This window comes from uncultured Microbacterium sp. (genome assembly GCF_900078385.1).
In the GTDB taxonomy this organism is placed as follows: domain Bacteria; phylum Actinomycetota; class Actinomycetes; order Actinomycetales; family Microbacteriaceae; genus Microbacterium.
On sequence record NZ_FLQR01000001.1, the window covers coordinates 103,917 to 122,814 of the forward strand.

General features: G+C 63.7%; 15 protein-coding genes and 1 tRNA gene. 9 read left to right on the plus strand and 7 right to left on the minus strand.

Annotated elements, in window-relative coordinates; genetic code table 11:
• Positions 1 to 25: 25 nt before the first annotated feature.
• From QZL85_RS00550 to QZL85_RS00565, 4 genes are all read right to left on the minus strand, one after another.
• Entirely contained in the window at positions 26 to 835 is an 810-nt protein-coding gene (locus QZL85_RS00550; RefSeq protein WP_295572321.1) for an endo alpha-1,4 polygalactosaminidase, read from the minus strand.
• Between the two features lie 40 nt (positions 836 to 875).
• A complete protein-coding gene (locus QZL85_RS00555; RefSeq protein WP_295572324.1) occupies positions 876 to 2,399 on the minus strand; it encodes an ATP-dependent DNA ligase in 1,524 nt (507 codons plus the stop codon).
• Between the two features lie 63 nt (positions 2,400 to 2,462).
• On the minus strand, positions 2,463 to 3,290 hold the full coding sequence (locus QZL85_RS00560; RefSeq protein ID WP_295572327.1) for an alpha/beta fold hydrolase: 828 nt from the start codon (positions 3,288 to 3,290) through the stop codon (positions 2,463 to 2,465).
• Positions 3,291 to 3,305: 15 nt separating this feature from the next.
• Positions 3,306 to 4,445, minus strand: a complete 1,140-nt coding sequence (locus QZL85_RS00565) for an AI-2E family transporter (protein ID WP_295572330.1) — start codon at positions 4,443 to 4,445, stop codon at positions 3,306 to 3,308.
• Positions 4,446 to 4,570: 125 nt separating this feature from the next.
• Between QZL85_RS00565 and QZL85_RS00570 the strand changes: the two genes are divergently transcribed.
• Positions 4,571 to 4,642, plus strand: a tRNA-Arg gene (locus QZL85_RS00570).
• Between the two features lie 199 nt (positions 4,643 to 4,841).
• Here QZL85_RS00570 and QZL85_RS00575 read toward each other — a convergent pair.
• Positions 4,842 to 5,978 (minus strand): site-specific integrase, encoded by a 1,137-nt coding sequence (locus QZL85_RS00575; protein WP_295572332.1) that lies wholly within the window; start codon positions 5,976 to 5,978, stop codon positions 4,842 to 4,844.
• 528 nt (positions 5,979 to 6,506) lie between these two features.
• Here QZL85_RS00575 and QZL85_RS00580 point away from each other — a divergent pair.
• The 6 genes from QZL85_RS00580 to QZL85_RS00605 all read left to right on the plus strand — a co-directional run bounded on the left by QZL85_RS00580 (position 6,507) and on the right by QZL85_RS00605 (position 15,444).
• On the plus strand, positions 6,507 to 7,589 hold the full coding sequence (locus tag QZL85_RS00580) for a DNA cytosine methyltransferase (protein WP_295572334.1): 1,083 nt from the start codon (positions 6,507 to 6,509) through the stop codon (positions 7,587 to 7,589).
• 92 nt (positions 7,590 to 7,681) lie between these two features.
• Entirely contained in the window at positions 7,682 to 9,088 is a 1,407-nt protein-coding gene (locus QZL85_RS00585) for an ATP-binding protein (RefSeq protein WP_295573882.1), read from the plus strand.
• Positions 9,085 to 11,856, plus strand: a complete 2,772-nt coding sequence (locus QZL85_RS00590) for a Z1 domain-containing protein (protein WP_295572337.1) — start codon at positions 9,085 to 9,087, stop codon at positions 11,854 to 11,856. The genes QZL85_RS00585 and QZL85_RS00590 overlap by 4 nt, the downstream gene beginning before the upstream one ends.
• Positions 11,857 to 12,801, plus strand: a complete 945-nt coding sequence (locus tag QZL85_RS00595) for a PD-(D/E)XK motif protein (RefSeq protein ID WP_295572338.1) — start codon at positions 11,857 to 11,859, stop codon at positions 12,799 to 12,801.
• Between the two features lie 7 nt (positions 12,802 to 12,808).
• A complete protein-coding gene (locus QZL85_RS00600; protein ID WP_295572340.1) occupies positions 12,809 to 14,899 on the plus strand; it encodes an AIPR family protein in 2,091 nt (696 codons plus the stop codon).
• A 77-nt stretch (positions 14,900 to 14,976) separates the two neighbouring features.
• Complete coding sequence (locus QZL85_RS00605; protein ID WP_295572343.1) at positions 14,977 to 15,444, plus strand: very short patch repair endonuclease; 468 nt, start codon at positions 14,977 to 14,979, stop codon at positions 15,442 to 15,444.
• Here the strand turns inward: QZL85_RS00605 and QZL85_RS00610 are convergent.
• The gene (locus QZL85_RS00610; RefSeq protein ID WP_295572346.1) at positions 15,397 to 15,909 is read right to left on the minus strand and encodes a hypothetical protein; all 513 of its coding nucleotides are present in this window, start codon (positions 15,907 to 15,909) and stop codon (positions 15,397 to 15,399) included. The genes QZL85_RS00605 and QZL85_RS00610 overlap by 48 nt on opposite strands.
• 124 nt (positions 15,910 to 16,033) lie before the next feature.
• Between QZL85_RS00610 and QZL85_RS00615 the strand changes: the two genes are divergently transcribed.
• Both QZL85_RS00615 and QZL85_RS00620 read left to right on the plus strand, forming a co-directional pair.
• Positions 16,034 to 16,354: a nucleotide pyrophosphohydrolase gene (locus QZL85_RS00615; RefSeq protein ID WP_295572348.1), complete on the plus strand. Its 321-nt coding sequence runs from the start codon at positions 16,034 to 16,036 to the stop codon at positions 16,352 to 16,354.
• Positions 16,341 to 18,131 (plus strand): DUF2075 domain-containing protein, encoded by a 1,791-nt coding sequence (locus QZL85_RS00620; RefSeq protein WP_295572351.1) that lies wholly within the window; start codon positions 16,341 to 16,343, stop codon positions 18,129 to 18,131. The genes QZL85_RS00615 and QZL85_RS00620 overlap by 14 nt, the downstream gene beginning before the upstream one ends.
• Positions 18,132 to 18,493: 362 nt before the next feature.
• Here QZL85_RS00620 and QZL85_RS00625 read toward each other — a convergent pair whose 3' ends face one another.
• Entirely contained in the window at positions 18,494 to 18,829 is a 336-nt protein-coding gene (locus QZL85_RS00625) for a GIY-YIG nuclease family protein (protein ID WP_295572354.1), read from the minus strand.
• Between the last annotated feature and the right edge of the window lie 69 nt (positions 18,830 to 18,898).

The window sequence follows — 18,898 nt, forward strand, 5'->3', positions numbered from 1 at the left end:
CTTGCGATGGAAGCGCTCCGCCCACTCACGAGCATCGCCGGAACGTGTACCCCTCGTCGTCGGGGGCGCCGAGCGCGCGGTCGCGGAGGATGATCGAGCGCGGGTGCTCGGGGTCGGCGCAGACCTCGTCGAACGACACACCCGTGAGGTTGTCGGTGTATTCGATCGCCAGCACGTCGTCGCCGTACACGTCGGTGTACGCGTCGCATTCGCGGTACGCGCCGCATTCCTCGGCGATGGCGAAGTCGAAGTGCGCGGACGCGTGGAGCACCGCCGTGTCCTCCGCGGCGTTCTTCTGAGCCGCCGCGAGCCCTGCCGCGTGCGCGACGTCGACGAGGCGACGCGCGAGCACGACGGCATCCGCTCGCTCGAGCAGTCCGCGCGCGCGGCTGTAGGTGTCGAGGTTGTCGAACTCGACGGCATCGAATCCGTCCTCGGCGCACCCGCGGATCCACGGGCCGACGACCGCGACGACGGCCTCGGCATCGGAGGTGTCGACGAACGCCTCGTCGGGCCAGTCCGGGTCGAACACGACATCGCGCGCGGCATCCCGGAGGAGAAGCTCGTCCGGCCAGTCACCGAGTTCGCCCGGCTGAGTCTGGAACGCGTTCACGTAGCAGATCGAGTACATGTCCTCCCCGGGTGAGGCGGTGCGATCGCGCACGACGACGTCCACGGACACGTCGGGCTCGTACGGCGCGCCCAACTGGTAATCGAAGACCGCTCCCGGGGGCGGCGGCGCGGGAGGGGACGGCGTGCAGCCGCTCAGGACGGCGACACCCAGCGCGCCCCCGATCAGGGCCGCATGCGCAGGATGGATGCCGCGACGAACCATGCGGTGACGGTATCGCACGCCGCCCGCGGGCGGGGGTCACTCAGCGAAGGAGTTCGCGCAGCGTCTGGATGGTGTCGGCCTCGTCAGCCCGCTTGTCGGGGCGGTAGCCCTTGACCCGGGCGAAGCGCAGTGCGACACCGCCCGGGTACCGCGTCGAGCGCTGCACGCCGTCGATCGCGATCTCGACCACCGTCACCGGACGCACGTGCACCGCGTACTCGCTGCGGTGCGTCTCGATCGAGGGGAAATGCGCGGTCTGCCAGCGCAGCAGCTCATCCGTGAGCCCTTTGAAGGTCTTGCCGACCATGACGAACTCTCCGGGAGGTCCGAACTCGCCGTCACGATCGAGCGCGCCGAGGTGCAGGTTGGAGAGCTGGCCGGTGCGCCGGCCCGACCCCCACTCGACCGCGAGGACGACCAGGTCGTACGTGAGCACGGGCTTGACCTTGATCCAGTTCTTGCCTCGTCGCCCGGCGGCATACTCCGAATCGAGCGCCTTCACGACGACGCCCTCGTGCCCCGCCGCGAGCGCGTCGCGCGAGAGCTGCGCGGCGACCTCGATATCCGCCGTGATCACGCCCGGCATGCGCCACTCCCCGGCGATGCGCTCGAGCTCGGCCTGTCGCTCGGCGAGTCCTTGGTCGATCAGATCGCGTCCGTCCACGTGGAGCACGTCGAAGAACCACGGCCGCAGCGCGGTGTCGCCGACGGACTCCGACCCGAACCGCGACATCGTGTCCTGGAACGGTCGCGGCGCCCCGTCGGCATCCAGCGACAGGGTCTCGCCGTCGAGGATGACGGCATCCACCGGCAGCGCTCGCACGATCTCGACGAGCTCGGGCACGCGGTGCGTGATGTCGGCGAGGTTCCGCGTGAACACCTGCACCCGGTCGCCGGCGCGGTGCACCTGGATGCGGGCCCCGTCGAGCTTGTACTCCACCGAGGCCTCGCACGCGATCGTCGTGATCGCCTCGGCCACCGACCCCGCGGTCGAGGCGAGCATCGGCAGCACGGGACGACCGACGACGAGACCCACCGCGGCGAGCTCGCCGGACTCGCCCGCGAGAGCGATGCGGGCCGTCTCACCGAGGTCGCCGGAGAGCATCGCCGCGCGGCGCACCACAGCCGCCGGCTGCCCGGACGCACGCGTGACGGCGTCGAGCAGGACACCCTCGAGCGCGCCGGTGCGCAGCTCGCCGAGGATGACGCGGGTGAGGAAACCCCATTCCTCCTCCGTCGCACGCGCGGCGAGCGCGTCGAGTTCCGTGCGGCGCGCGCCGACCGATCCCGCTCCGGATGCCGCGGCCAGGCGTTCGAGTGCGGCATCCACCTCCCGCACCGTGAGGCCGGGCTCTGCGGCGTGCGAGACCTCGAGAGCCGCCAGCCCGCGCCACCCGACGCCGATACGACCCTGCCGCGGCTTGGCGAGCAGGAACCCGATGGCGGGCGCGATCTCCTCAGGCTCGAGCAGCCGGAGGAGCGTCGCGAGGGCATCGACCTTCGCGAGTCGCGACGCGGTGGATGCCACGACATCGGTGGTGGTCACGAGCTCGTACAGCAGCATCCGCTCAGTCTCCTCCCCGTCACCGACACCGGAACCGGAACCGGAACTGACACCGACACCCGGTCACCGGGGACAGGCGAGCAGCCAGTCCATCGCCGCGGGGACGGCGTCGAGCACGGAGATGTGTCCGTCGTCGGGGCGGAGCCAGAATTCCGCGTCCGGCAGCCTGCTCGCCAGCCACTCGCCGTGCGCGAGCGGCACTACTCGATCGCGCGCGCCCTGCACGACCAGTACCGGCGCCCGCACATCCTCCAACGCGAACCCCCAGGGCGACGTGAACGCGACGTCGTCGTCGATCAGGCCGTCGGAGCCGTATGCCCCGGAGCGCTCGACATCCGCGCCGAGCGATGCCCAGGCGCCCTCGAGCGCCGCATAGTCAGCCGGTGTGAACTGAGCGGGATCGAACTCCGCGGTCTCCTCGAACCTGGCTCGCGCGGCGCGCCCGTCCCGTGCCGAATGGAGTGCGGCTGGCGTAGCCATCCCGGCGAACCAGTCGAACTCCGTCGAGAACGGCGCGATACCCGCGAGCGTGACCGCGCCCATGACACGGTCGGCCAGGAGTCCGGCCGCGAGCGCGTGCGGGCCGCCACCCGACGCGCCCATCGCGGCGAAGCGATCGATCCCGAGCGCATCGGCGACGGCCGCGCTGTCCGCCGCGGCCGAGCCGACGTCCCGTCCGAGGTGCGGGCTCGATCCGCCGTAGGAGGGTCTTCCGTAGGAGAAGACACGGATGCCGCGGCGCGCGGCCGCCTCGAGCACCGGCGCGAGCGGGGCTCCGGTCTGCGGCGACCCGTGCTGCCAGAGCAGTGCCAGCGTCACCCGGCCTGGAGGAGGCGCGTCGTACGCGTGGAGCATCCGTCCGTCCGGCGACGCGATGTCTCGTTCGATCACACCGTCACCGTCGTCTCACGTCTTCGCGTCCTGCCGCGGGACGAAGACATGCTTGATGATCAGCAGGATCGCGGCGGTGACCGGGATCGCCACGAGGGCGCCGAGGAGGCCCAGCAGCGTGCCGCCGACGAGGGCGCCGATCACGACGAGGGAGCCGGGGATCGAGATCGCCTTGTTCATCACACGCGGCGTCAGGACGTATGCCTCGACCTGGATGTAGATGAAGTAGAGGATCGCGAAGATGAGCGCCCCGACCGGGTTGGTGACGAGCGCGACGAGGGTCGCGATCACCCAATAGAGCACCGGGCCGATGAGCGGGATGAGGGTGATGAGGAACGCGGCGAGCCCCATCAGGGCGGGGAAGGGCAGGCCGAGGATGAGGAAGAGGATCGTCGCGAACGCCGCGTTGCACGCTGCCAGGATCACCATCCCGATGAGGTAGCCGCCGACGGATTCGGTGATCCGCTCGGTCAGATCGGCGACCGAGGCCCGGTTGCGGGCCGGTGCGAGCCGGTAGAACGCGGCCTTCATGGCGCTCAGCGACGCGAGGAAGTAGAGGGTCAGGACGATCACGATGACCGCGCCGGAGAGCGCATTGCCGACACTGAGCCCGACGGCGAGGACGCCACCGCCGACCAGCATCAGGTTGCCCGGGTCGGCGAGGAAGGTCTTCAGCTGATCGAGCCCCGCGCCGATCACGTCGCCGAACTGCGCTTCCAGACTGCGATACCAGTCGGATGCCTGGAGCTCGGTGATCTGCGCAGGGATAGCGCGGACGAACTGGCCGATCTGCGCGATCGCCGGGGGAACGACCCAGATGATGATCGCCGCCACGACCAGCAGGAACGCCGCGAAGACCACCGCGATGCCCCACGGGCGGGGGAGTCCGCGCCGTTCGAGGCGCTCGACGACGGGCTCGAGCCCCAGCGCCGCGAAGAGGGCGAGGGTGATGTAGATGAGGATCGTCGACAGGGATGCCAGGGCGAGGCCCAGCACGATCGCCGCGAGGCCGCCGAGAGTGAGGGTGAGGCCCAGCAGGAAGGGGTGATCGAGGGCGGCGCGCAGGGCGGGGCGGTCTGCGGGGGTGGGGGAGAGGCCACGGTCGCGGAGCGGTGTGTCGGGGGATGCGGGCGGCGCGGCAGGCTCGTCGGTCACGTTCACACTGTCTCGGGTTGTGTCGGGTGGGCGCAAGTGGCGGGTGCGGGGTTCGCGCCGGCTATGTACGGAGCCGGGGCGGGCGCGGGCCGCAAGCGCGAGGCTGGCCTAGAATCGGGAGGCCAGCCTCTGTAGCTCAATGGAAGAGCAGTTCCGTCCTAAGGAAACGGTTGGGGGTTCGAGTCCCTTCAGGGGCACAGCTGTTTTTTCTATCTGACCAGGTATTTCTTGCGTGGTCAGACCTCGAATATTGCATTTTTGGCCGCTTTTTGGCCGCATTTGAGAATCCTATGAGCCGGAAACGAGGCTCTACACAGTGCTTCGTGCGGCGTCTCAGAACGTCGAAATCGAGCATTCTGAGCGAACTTCGGGGCCTTAAAAACTGAGCAATCTGCTCTAGGGCCGCTGCGGCCGCGCGTAGCGGGTCTGCGGGCCCGCCGGCAGCGCGACCAGTGGCATCGCGTCGTTGAGGCGCGCTGCGACGGCATCCAAATCGTCGTCGAAGAGGTCGGCGTAGGTGTCGAGAGTCATCGCAGCCGACGCGTGCCCGAGCATCCGCTGCACGGCCTTCACGTTCGCGCCGGAGCTGATCGCCAGAGATGCGGCGGTGTGTCGGAGGTCGTGGGGCGTGAGCCGCGGGATCGATGGATCGACCGCCTGCGCGCGCTTCACCGCGTTCGCGAACCAGCCCTGACTGCCCGAGTTGCGCATGTGACTGATCCCGTCCCCGAAGAGCAGCCCTTCGGGGCCCTTGCCTGCACAGGCCTGCTCGATCATCGGAGCGAGGCGTTCCGGATAGGGGACTGAGCGCTTCTCGTGCGTCTTCGGCGTGCCGACATGGATCTCGTAGCCGATCATCACCGCGTTCTCCTCGATGACGAAACGCTTGCGTAGCCGGTTCACGCTACGCACGCGCAACCCGGTCGCCTCGCCCCAGCGCAGGCCCGTGTAGGCGAGCGTCAGAACCATGGTCGGATGCGCCGAGCACGCCGCCAGGGTCGCCACCTGGTCATGTGTGAGATAGACGCGGCGCTTGCCCGGACCGTTTCGGGGGAGATTGCGAATGTGGCGGGCCGGATTGTTCGAGAGGCGACGATCGTCGATGGCGACGTCGAGGATGCCGGCGAGGACGCCGAGCGCGCGAAGGACGACGGTGCGCGACTTCTGCGTCGCGAGCTCGGACACCCAATCCTGAACTTCAGAGCGTCGGATCGACCAGATCTCCCTGTCCGCCCAGACCGGTTCAACATGGTTCTTCCACGCCTGCTCAAGTGTCATGTAGTACGAGGGCTTCGACATCGGCGGCTGCTTGGATCGCAGCCAGCTGTCGGCGAACATCCGGACCGGCACCCGCGAAGCGACGGGATCGATGTACTCGCCCTTCGACTTCGACACCGTCACCAAAGAGAGGTAGTGCTGCGCTTCGCGCATCGTCGTGAAGCCGCGCTTCTGGGTCTCGGTGCGATCAGGCTTGCGATACCGCACGCGGTAGCGGCGCCCTTTCACCGTCCCGTACGAGGTGATGGTGCCCATCTCGACCTCCGCTCCTGCCGGTTCGACGGCCCAGTCTCGAGCCAGTTTCGGACACTCCAGTGACCGCGTCAACGACACCGAGGCGGTTTGCCTGGCGATGCTTGCGGACGCCGCCAAGTGTTGCCGGCGAGTGAGCGGATCGCCGTCGTCCGGCGCGGAGCGCCTGCCGATCGTGCCCGGCTCCGCGCGGCGCTTTCGACGACACACTCCCGGCGCTGCGCGCGGGCGACATTCCACATCCCGGTACTACGCCGAACCCGACCGCTGTGGTTGGATGTCGGGCCGGAGGATGACTACGACGACTTGAGAGTGCTGATTCCTGAGCTCTCTCAAGTGATGACCCTTGACTTGGATGGGCGCTGTTGAGCGCCCGCTCGAGCGATGTCCGCCACCCTCCGTACATTGACTTGCGCGACACGTCGTGGACTCACCGCCGGTGGCCTCGCGAGCGGGTAAGCTGCTAGCTAGACGCCGGGTTGCGATCCGCGGGACGCTCGAGGCTGGACGATACGGCGCCGCTGAATTGATATGGAGATCGCATTGGGCCTGAACTTCACGATGGGTGAGCTGTTCTCCGGACCGGGCGGTATGGCGGCCGGCGCACATCTTGCCGCATCACGACTTGGAGTCGACCTTCGCCACGGTTGGGCCAATGACTACGACGACGCCACATGCCAGACGTATCTCGCCAATATTCATGGGGCGACGCCGGAGACCGTTCATTGCGAGGACGTCCGAAACCTCGATGTGAAGTCGTTGAGAAGGATCGATGGCTTCGCCTTTGGGTTTCCGTGCAATGACTACAGCGTGGTGGGAGAGAACCTCGGCCTCAATGGAGAGTTCGGCCCGCTGTATCGATACGGAATCGACGTGCTCGACCACCACCAGCCCGAGTGGTTCGTCGCTGAGAATGTCAGTGGGCTCAAGAGCTCAAACGGCGGTAGCGATTTTGAGCAGATTCTCGACGCGATGTCTGCCGCCGGGCCTGGGTACACGCTTACTCCCCATCTGTACCGGTTTGAGGAGTATGGCGTGCCCCAAAGGCGCCATCGCATCATCATCGTCGGGGTCCGAAGTGACCTTAGGGTCGAGTTCCGGGTGCCGGCTCCGTCGCACCCGACAGCGGACACTTGGGAGACGGCGTCCCGCGCCCTCGCAGGTATACCGGCTTGGGCGACGAACCAGGAGCTGACGCGGCAGTCTCCGCGTGTTGTGGAGAGGCTCTCCTACATCGAGCCCGGCCAGAACGCCTTCAATGCCGACATCCCTGCAGATCTGCGGCTCAACATCAAGGGTGTGACCCTTAGCCACATCTATCGACGCTTGCACCCGAACCAGCCGGCGTACACGATGACGGGATCTGGAGGGGGAGGCACGCACGGCTACCACTGGGAAGAGCCGCGCGCTCTCACGAATCGGGAGCGAGCCCGCCTACAGACCTTCCCCGATGACTTCACGTTCAAGGGCACGAAGGAAAGCGTCCGCAAGCAGGTTGGGATGGCAGTTCCTGTTCTCGGAGCCCAGCGCATCTTCGAGGCTTTGTTCAAGACCTTCAGCGGAACGACCTATGCAAGCATCGATTCAAACCTGCAGTCGCGTCTCCTCGCCTGACATCGTGGAGCTGGCCAACTCGAGCACTTCTACAGAGACGTAGCGCATTGCACGACGAAATCCTTGTCCCTGGTGTAGAGCTGCTCGAGTCGATGCGGTCCGTCGGCTACTCATTCGATGCTGCAGTGGCAGACATCGTCGACAACAGCATCGCCGCTGGTGCGCGGCATGTTCAGATTGTGGCTGACTCAGTCGACGCGAGCTACATCGCGTTCCTGGACGACGGCAGCGGCATGACAAGCGACGAAGCGCGGGAAGCGCTGAAGCTCGCGGGAACCAGTCGGATTGAGCGGAGCTCGACAGATCTCGGGCGCTTCGGCCTGGGACTCAAGACAGCGTCGCTTTCACAATGTCGCCGACTCAGCGTTGTGACTGTGCGGGGCGGAGTCCTCACCGGGTTGCAGTGGGACATCGACCATGTGCTTCAGACCGGGAGCTGGTCAATCCGCGTGCTCGACGCCCAAGATCTGTCAGTCATTCCTCAAGCGGACCGCCTCAGTCTGGACACCAATGCGACCCTCGTCGTCTGGCAGACGCTCGACTACCTCCTCGCCGGCGCGGGAGACCCGGCGCTCGAAATCTCCGAACGTCTCCAGCACCTCCGCCATCACCTGGGGCTGGTCTTCCAGCGGTTCTTGGAGGGACGTGGTTCCGTGCGCGTCGAGGTGAACGGCGTTGCTGTTGCGCCAGTGGACCCTTTCCTAGAGTCCAACTCGAAGACCCAGGCGGGCCCGCGGGAAACTGTGGTGATTGAGGGACACACGGTGGACGTAGACCCGTTCACTCTCCCGCATCCGTCCGCGCTCAGCGCCCGCGACCGGAAGCGCAGCGATCTCGGCTCAAGCATGCGCGACCACCAAGGATTTTACGTCTACCGCAATAAACGTCTGATCAGTCACGGGGGGTGGTTCGGCTTGGCAAAGCTCGATGAGCTGACCAAGCAGTCGAGAGTAAGGGTCGACATCCCTCCAGAGCTCGATCAGCAGTGGCAACTCGACATCAAGAAGTCCCGGGTGGAACCTCCGCAGGCGTTTCGAAGTCGGTTTCGTCAGATCATCGAGCACGTCACAGGCGGAAGCAAGCGGCTGCATCGATTCCGGGGACGGGCGAGCGCCAGGTCGGATGCCGTGTATCTGTGGCAGGCGATCGAGGAGCGTGGAGGTTACAGGTATGCGATCAATCGCGAGCATCCGATGATCTCCGGCCTCGAAGCGCAACTGCCCCCTGAAAAGCGGAAGCTTCTCGATCAGACGCTCAACGATCTCGCCAACTACTTCCCCGCGCCGGACCTATACGTGCGGATGGCAGACAGTCAGCCACGTATCGAAGTGGACTCCACCGAGTCCGAACTGCGAGACAGGCTACGAGCGATCCGAGACGCCGGAGGATCGCTAGCCGACCCGGCGGCACTCGTGCCAGCGCTCCGAAGAGTCGAGCCGTTCAACAATGTCGTCGATCTGCAGTCACTCGTGGCTCAGGTCTGGGAGGAGAACACATGAGCGTGCAACTGAGCGGCGAGGCCGAGACATTGCTGATGACATTGAACGCGATGCTTCGCAAGGACGACACGCTCGACCTCACCGCCCTCAAGAGGGCCGCGGAGGGCGTTCGTCCGTTCGTGGCCTCCGCGATCGACGATGACGAGTTTCAGGCGGTCATCGCGCGGGCAGTGGAAATGAACGCGATCGTACTGCGGGTCGGGGATGCGATCGTCGATCCCAAGACCTACGAACCCTGGCTTGAGGATCGTCGTCCTCTTACGGAGGTCAGACGATCGAGCGCATATCAGGAGCTCCTTCTCGCGCGTGGGTGGGCGGGCAATGTTGTGGAGACACTCGACGAGCAGACCGACCTCATCATGGATCTCGTGGGCGACCCACAAAAGACCGCGCCGTGGGGAAGACGTGGCCTGGCCATCGGCGAGGTTCAGTCGGGCAAGACCAGCAGCTACATCGGAGTCCTCGCTAAGGCGATCGACTACGGATTCAAGATCATCGTCGTCATTGGTGGGCACACCGAGGACTTGAGACGACAGACCCAGGCTCGAGTGGACTCAGACCTCACAGGCGTGGACTCCGCCTATCTTGCCGACAACATCATCGTCGAGACTGACGTTGCTCGCATCGGAATCGGGCGGGTTGATCAGACCCTCGCATCTAGCGTGAATGTCCTTACGACTACACGTTCGGACTTCTCAGCCCATAGCAAACGGGCGGGCAACGTCGCGCTCGGCGGCGAGACTCCGACCATATTCGTCATCAAGAAGAACGCGAGGGTAATGCAGAACCTCGCCGGCTACCTTCGCGCCCACATCCCGAACTGGGCAAACCAGCCGCCGCTGATCCTCATCGACGACGAGGCTGACTGGGCATCGATCAATGTGAACTCACGCGAAGACGTCTCCGCCGTGAACCAGGCAGTTCGCGACATCCTCGCGGCGTCCAATCGAAACAGCTACCTAGGCATCACGGCCACTCCCTTCGCCAACGTCTTCATTGACGATGAGGTGGAGGAGGACATTTTCCCTCGCGACTACATACTTGCGCTTGAGAGTCCCTCCAACTACCAAGGCGTCGGAAAGTACTTTGCCGATGCAAGTCACCCGGCGATCGTGAACGACGTTGCCGACACTCTTACCCTGATCCCGTACTCGCACAAGCGCACGCTGCAGGTCTCGGAACTCCCCGCAAGCGTTCGGCGCGCAATCGCCACGTTCTTCATCGGAACAGCGATCAGGCGAGCACGTGACGGTCAGCCGAAGCCGGCGTCGATGCTCATCAATGTCAGTCGGTTTAACGATGTGCAATCGAGAGTCGCCGACCTCGTCAACAGGTTCGTGGTTGAGCTCGCATCGACTGTGTTGAGCGACTTCGGCGTTCCGGAGAGCCCACGCGGCCGAAGCGAACGCAGCCAACTTCTCTTTGAAGCCTACGTGGAGCAGTTTGACGGCACGGATGTTGATTGGCAGACAGTGCGACAGCAGCTCTTGACCATCGCTGACGAGTTCCAAGTGCAGCTCATCAACTCGCAGACCAAGGCGAACCGAGAGAAGCACACCCGCGAGACACCCAAGAGCGTGCGCGAGGTCGAAGCGCTATTGCCCACGATCTACGTTGGTGGTGACGTGCTCGCGCGCGGTCTCACGATCGAAGGCCTGCAGGTCAGTTACTACTCGCGCCGCGCGGCGGCGGCCGACACCCTTCTACAAATGGGGCGTTGGTTCGGATATCGGCCGGGATACGAGGACCTTGTACGTCTCTGGATCGACGACGAGACGGCTGAGCTGTTCAGATGGACCGCGGATATCTCCGCCGAGCTCCGCGAATCCCTATCCGAGATGAAGGGTCTCGGGCTGACACCGGCTCAGTTCGGTCTCAAGATCAAGCGGCACCCCGAGGGCTTCCAGATTGCGGCCGCGCGCAAGATGCGCGATGCGGTGGATCATGACGGCGTCATCTCCATCAACGGACGGGTCTTCGAGTCGACGACGCTGTCATGGCACCCCGAAGACCGGAACCGAAATCTCGAAGCGCTGAAGACGCTGCTAAGCGTCCTGGGATCGGAAGGGCGCACGCCGGGCAAGAAGCATGGAGGCGATCCGTTCTGGCAGAACGTCGATCGTCGCATCGTCGCGGAGTTCCTGAGCGCCTTCCGAAGCTACGTCGACGAGCCATTCTTCGGCGGGACTGCCAGAGGGCGGGGAATGATCGTCCAGAACATGGTCGAGATCAAGAATGGAGAGTCGTGGGACATCGCGCTCATCTCCGGCTCTGGGGACCATGTGCGCTCCAAGGGCGTCCCGGAAGGACATAGAGCGAGCGTTCGCAATGGGCTCAAACTCGACTCGTCTGCCGGGGCTGTCGGCCCATCCGTCCAGTTCCCCAATCGACGAGTGGCTGCCGGTCAGGATCTGGTTTCTGTTATCCCGCCGGACACCCGGATCCAGTCGGATGAAGGCCCGCCCGTCCTTCGGGGAGATCGCGCCGTCGCTCGAGAGTCGCTCACTCGCCCAACAATGTTGCTCTATACGGTCGTCGCGAACACGAATCCCTCGGAGTCTGTGCCCGAGGACGGGGTTCGGGTCGAGCTGGACAACCCGCTTGTCGCCGTGGTGGTGGCGACGCCGAAGTTGACGATCGAGGAGGAGTACGACGAGCTGATCAACGGGCGAGGCGTGAGGTGGAAGGTCAACCGCGTGTACGCGCGACGACAGCTCGGCATGTCAATGAGCACCGACGATGATGCAGACGAGGACGAGGACGCGTAGATGGACTCGCGTATTGCAGAGGTGCTGACGAAGCAGAACTTCCAGCTGCTTCCGATCGATCACCGGGTGCTCACGATGTACGCGCAGAACGTCGATGGGCATCCGGCGATCGTCGTCGACGTCCGGGGCAGTGTCGACAGGTACATCGCAGGAACGAAGGGGATCGCCGTGGTGGTCGATAGGTCCGGCGACGATCAGACCTATGTGAGATTCGAGTCGGTTGCGAAGGGGCGCACTCCGATGTTCAGTTCGCTCATTGATTCCCTCCTTGAATCGACATCCGGGGTGACCGACCCGGCGGCCGCCCTAGACGCCATGGTGGACACTTTTGACGAGTTCAAGATGATGCTCGCGAAGGATCGTGCTCAACTCAGCGAATCGTCCCTCCGCGGTCTGTTTGCCGAACTGGTGCTCCTCGGCGAACTCCGTGACGCTGGCTACGGCCCAGCGACAGCGCTGGGCGCCTGGCATGGGCCATATCGAGCCGCGAAGGACTTCGTTCTCCCTGGCGAGAAGTGTGTTGAAGTGAAGTCCATTCGGCGTCAGAATCACAGGCTGCAGATCTCCAATCTCGATCAGCTGGATCCGCGCGGCGAGGATCTGCGACTCGCTGTGCTGGAGTTGGACCGCCGCGTCGATGGTGAAGGGACCTCGCTCCTGAGCCTGATTGAAGAACTACAGACATGGGTAAGCGAAGATTCGCAAGCGAAGGACTTCTTCACGCAGGCTCTTGCGGCCGTCGGGCTCGATGCGTCTGACCCGTACTACCGGCAGTGGCGATTCGATATCGGCGAGTGGCGGTGGTACGAGATCGCCGACGACTTTCCGCGAGTACGCGCCGAGGCCGTGCCCGCTCCGATATCTGGCGTCCGCTACTTGATTGACATCGACCAAGTCACCCACTTCGAGACCCAGTCATTCTGGGCCAACGACCTCGAGGAGTAGATATCGCATGTCAGAGTTCTACGACGAGTTCTCGAACGCGATCACCCTGCGAGCGCACGGCAACGCGGGATTTCAGCTCACCGCGTTTGGCGAGGAAGTCGCGGACCGGCTAGAGGAGGCTGAGGTCGCGCTCGACCTTACGATCATCGCGTTGCAGTGCACGGGCCGCAATCGCCGGAAACTCCGGTTGCTCGGATATGCCGAGGACCCCGCCGACAGCTCGTTGATCGTCCTCTGTTCGGCGTTCTACAACCAACCCGGCAACACCCTGACCAAGACTGAAGCAGAAGCGGCGTTCGCGTCCGCGCGCGCATTCATTGAACAGTCAGAGGACGGCTACCTGATCGACGCCCTCGAGATAAGTTCTGCAGAAGCAGAGCACGCACGCTACTTCCAGGACCTTCTGTCGCGCGAGCATCGAAACTCACTTCATCGAGTAGAACGATTTAAGTTCATCCTGGCCACTGATGGCGTCATGAGCGAGCGTCTGCGATCGATTCCAAGCGACGAGGTGTGTGGGCGGCCCGCGTCCTACTCGATCTGGGATCTTCGTCGTTTCGAGGACCTCAGCACCTCCGAGTCTGGCCAGGACGAGTTCGAAGTGGATCTGACAAAATGGTTGCCGGACGGCCTGCCATGTCTTGTTGGCTCTGAGAGCGATTCACGAGCCAAGTCCTACCTCGCTGTGTTGCCCGGTCAGCTCCTCGCCGACGTATACGCCGAATACGGCAGTCAGCTACTCGAGTCCAATGTTCGGACCTTCTTGAGCGCACGGGGAAAGGTGAATCGAGGCATTCAGGGAACACTTACGCACCAGCCGGACATGTTCCTCGCGTACAACAACGGTCTGACGACTACCGCGACGGGTGTGGAACTCATCGAAGGCTCCGGAGGGACGCGCATACGAAGCCTTCACAACTGGCAGATCGTGAATGGCGGACAGACCACCGCATCGCTAGCTCACTTCATGCGAGGCGCGGCAGGACGCAAGGTCGATGACGTGTACGTGGCGATGAAACTCGTTACGGTCGAACCCGAAACCGCCTCTGAGATGGTCGCGTCAATCTCGCGATTCGCCAACAGCCAGAATGCTGTTAGTGAGGCGGATCTGTTCTCCAACAGCCCATTCCATATTCGGCTTGAGCAGATCAGCCGACGCGTTATGGCTCCTGCAAAGGAAGGACATCTGTACCAGACAAAGTGGTTCTACGAACGCGCGCGTGGTCAGTGGGAGAACCAGCGAAACGCGGGCACGCCTGCCGAGGTGAAGCGGTTCGAGCTCGAGTATCCAAAGAAGCAGAGGCTGACAAAGACGGACTGGGCGAAGTTCGCATTCAGCTGGTCGCAGCGACCTCACGAGGTCAGCAAGGGCGCGCAGAGCAACTTCATGGCCTATGCGAAAGTCGCTTCCGAGCTCTGGGACAAGGATCCTGATCAGATCGGCGACGCATACTTTCGCATCGGCGTCGGCAAAGCAATCATGTTCAGCGACATTCGGGAAGCTGTCCTGGAATCTGAATGGTACGAGACCGGTTACCTTGCGAACATCGTGACGTACGCGATGTCTCGATTCGCGTACGAGCTGTCGATCCGCTTTCCTGACCAGAAGTACGACTTCGAATCGGTATGGCGTCGACAGGGCCTGTCACAGGTGAGCCGCGACGCCTTGACCGAAGTCGCGCATCGAATGCAACTCGTCTTGACCGCCGACGACAGACCCCAAGCGAACGTCACTCAATGGGCGAAACAGCAGGCCGCGTGGGATGCCGCGAAGAGGTGTCGCGTCGAGCTGCCGGCCTCGATCGCGGGAGATCTCCTAGGTGTGGCGGAGGAGCGCAGCCGCCTCGTCGATGCCAAGCGCGAGCGACAGATAGATTCGGGACTCGAGGCGCTCTCCCGGGTCATCAAGGTGGCGCCGACGACGTGGGAGGCGGTGCTGACCGAGGGCACGCGCGCCGGTGTCCTGAGTCCGACAGACGTGGCCCTGGTGCAACTGGCGATGAAGAAGGCGATGCCTACCGATCGGCAGGCGCTTCGTCTCGCCCGTATCCTCGAGCGTAGTACGCAGGAGGGGATAATCCCCGACAACTCGTACTGAGGGCTTGCGCCCTGGCCCACCGCGAATCCACCTGGTCGGGCCTGCTCCGCAAGTCATCCGTCGATTACCTTGAATGGATGGGTGAGTCCTGGGCGTCAAGTGAAGCCGCGCGGCGCACGATGGTCGCGAATCGACGGCGAGACACACAGCCCGAGTTGCGTGTGCGGCGCTTGCTACACGCTGCCGGGCTGCGCTACACCGTGGACGCGCGCCCCGTCCCGACCCTGCGCGGTCGCGCCGACATGGTGTTTTCTCGGCGGCGGGTCGCCATCTTCATCGATGGCTGCTTCTGGCACGGATGTCCATTGCACGGGGTGCAGCCGAAGACGAACGCGCCCTACTGGGGACCTAAGCTCGCACGGAATCGGGAACGCGACGTGCAGGTCACCGCCGAGCTCACAGCGCTGGGATGGACCGTGCTCCGCTTTTGGGAGCACGAGAGTCCTGAGTGGGTAGCGGAAACGGTGATCGCGACCTGGCGCGAGTGGGACGACTCGCTAGGACAGCACGTTAGGCCCAAACGCGCGCACGAAGTACCTCACTAGTTCGCCCGCAGAGCTCTCGTCGAACTGGATGACCTGGCTCTGCTTCTTCGCGGTCTTTCGGTTGTCAGAGCCCCAGGTGCTCACATGGACCAGCGGCCGCCCTGACTCGTCAAGGAGGATCTGCACATACCCTTCCACGTTCGTTGGGTGTGCTTGAACATTCTGATGTCCCTGGACCAGGTTCCTGACTATCGCCATCGCGCGCATCCTTGACTCGAAGTTGAAGCCGAGCCTATCGGCGGAACCGAGCAGGATCTGCCGGATACCGCCTTCGTATCGGTCGTGTTCCGCGATCAACTGTGCGAATCGGGTAGCGCGGAGTCCCGCGAGCGCGTGGGGCCAATCGACGTGGTCGAAAGCCTCAAACGTCGGTAGAAGTCCGTCCAGCGAGGCGAGGTGTCCCCGCAGGCCCGAGCGAACCAGCGTCTCATGAAGCCGAACTTGCACTTCCGGGGATCCGGCCATCCTGCTCCCCGTAACCACGCTGCTCGCTTTGCTCCACACGCTAGTGGAGCAGTCGAGACGGCTAAGGAAGGGCAACTAACCGTTGGGCGGAGGCTGAGCCGCGTGTCCTGCTACGGTCGCAAGTGTGACAAGTGAGCGGGTTCGCAAGGCGCTGGACGAGTTCGTTCGACAGCGTGACTGGGCCCAGTTCCACACTCCTGCGAACCTCGCGAAGAGCATCGCGATCGAGGCGGGTGAGCTACTGGAGTGCTTCCAGTGGAGTGACGATGCGGATGAGGCGCTGGTGCGCGCCGAGCTCGCCGACGTGGTGACCTATTGCATACTGCTCGCTGCGCGGCTCGGGGTCGACCTCGACGAAATCGTGCTCGAGAAGCTTGTTGCCACTGGGGATAAGTACCCGGCCGATCGTGCACGGGGACGGAGCACAAAGTATGACGCCCTTTGAGATCGAGCGACTGAATCTCACGCCGGGCGCGATCGCGGGTTGGGTGGCCGGCGACGAGCGCCTCAGAAACTGGCCGGTCGTATACGTGCTCGATGGTGCCAACTCGTCGGGGGCCGGGTCCGTCTACGTCGGTGAGACAGTCAACGCCGCTGCGCGAATGCGCCAGCATGTCGCGAACCCCGCCAAGAGCGCATTCCGGAGCGTTCGCGTCGTTATCGACGACACCTTCAACAAGTCGGCGTGCCTCGATCTGGAATCTCACCTCATTCGCTGGCTCGCCGGCGACGGCCAGTTCACCGTGATGAACGGCAACGAGGGCATCATCGATGCTCGGTACTACGAGCGCGACCTGTACCGGGAGAGCTTTCGCGACATCTTCGAGAAGCTGCGAACAGAGGGAATCTTTCAGCGCAGCATCCCTGAGATTGAGAACAGCGACCTCTTCAAGCTGTCGCCGTTCAAAGTGCTCACGCCGGAACAGGCAAGCGCCGTCGAGGACATTGTGGAAGGGCTACTCTCCGATCTCGAGACCGGGGCTTCGTCCACAAGCGTCATCGAGGGTCAGCCTGGGACGGGCAAGACCATCATCGCGATCTTCCTGATGAAGCTCCTCGCGGATATCCGCGACCACAGTGATGCAGACGAAATCGAACCAGACTCGATGTTCGCCGAATTCTTCGTCCCCGAGAATCGCGCGCTGCTCGCAGACCTTCGGATCGGGTTCGTCGTGCCTCAGCAGTCTCTGCGCGAGTCGATCAAGCGTGTGTTCAAGAAGACGCCGAAGGTCGTCGAGGGACAGATCCTCACGCCCTTCGATGTTGGGGCATCTGATCAGCGGTGGGACCTCCTGATCGTAGACGAAACCCATCGCCTGAATCAGCGGGCGAACCAGTCCTCCGGTGTAAACAACAAGCGATTCATCACGATCAACGAGAAGCTCTTTGGCGCCGATGATCCGTCAAAGACGCAGCTGGATTGGATCCGCACTCAGAGTCGGCAACAGATCTATTTGCTTGACGCCGAGCAGACCGTGCGGCCGGCTGACTTGCCACAGAGTTTGCTCCGATCACTTGTCGAGGAGGCGAAGTCGACGCATCGCCGGTACCCGCTGTCCACCCAGATGCGCGTTCGCGCGGGCGCCGACTACGTGCAGTTCATGCGCGACGTCCTGCATGGCGAGTCTCGGGCGAGCGAGCGACCTGACTTTGGCGACTACGACCTGAGGTTCTTCGACAACCTCGCGGCGATGCGGCGCGAAATCATCGACCGCAATGCAGAGCATGGCCTCGCGCGCCTGATCGCGGGCTATGCATGGGAGTGGAAGAGCAATCGCGACAAGGAGGCGTTCGATATTGAGTTGGATGGCCTGAGCCTTCGCTGGAATAGCCAAGCAAAGGACTGGATCAACAGTCCCGCCTCAATCCATGAGGTTGGGTCGATTCATACGGTCCAGGGTTACGACCTCAACTACGCAGGCGTGATCATCGGCAATGACCTCCGCTACGACCCGCACTCGCGACGGCTCTTTATCGACCGCGGCTCGTATCGCGATGCGAAGGGCAAGGAGAATAACAAGCAACGCGGGATCGACTACTCCGATCACGACCTGCTCGAGTTCATCCGGAACATCTATGGCGTTCTTCTGACGAGGGGCATGCGCGGCACATACGTGTACGTGTGTGACCCAGCTCTTCGCGAGTACATCGCCGGCGTGATTGATGGTGAAGGCAAGGATTCATCGGCGCCCGATGGCTTCCGCCGCAAGCTGACCGTCTAGGCGGCCGACCCAGCAAACCGCCGCCGGCGACGAATCCGACCGTGCGCAAGTGATCCCTACCGGGCACTACTCGAGCGCAGTACTGAGCCGGACCGCGTCGCACGCGTTTATAGCCACTTGCCGGGGGTGGCGGCTATCTGATTGATAGCGGTTGCGGCGGCAGGCCGGGGCCGATTGGTGCTCTACCTGTGCTGCGGCCAATTAGCTCACCACGTCTAAGCCACGGTCTCGACTGCCCCGCGTCGCCAGAGCGTCTTCAAGACCTACGGGCCGCATATGCGCCGCAGCGAGCTTCTCCGTCGTGCGCCATGAGAACACAATGGGCTGAGCGCATCTGTCACCGTCGACGCGACGCACTGTCGTCAGTTCGCGTTCATCCCATGGGGATGGCGAGAATCGAGCGCCTGCTTCCAGAATGACTCGCGGGCCAGGATGACCTCCGCCTTCGTCTTCGGGTCGAAGATCTCCAAGATTGAGTACTGGAAGTGCCCGACGATATGGGCGTCGCCGAGATCGCTACGCATACGCTCGAGTTCGCGGTTTCCCCCGGTTAGATTCTTCAGGTGCGCGTAGCCCGACCATCGCTGCCAGAGCCCAATCGCCTCGCCGGACGCCGAGCCCACGTAAAGTCGTCCATCGCTGAGATCGGCGATCACGTAGACCCGCCGTCCGATAGGTGCATCGAGCTTGATGATCATGCGTTTGATGTACTCGGAGTGCTCATCGAGCAGTTCGAGGTCGCGTCAAGCAGGTCGAAAAGCAGGAGG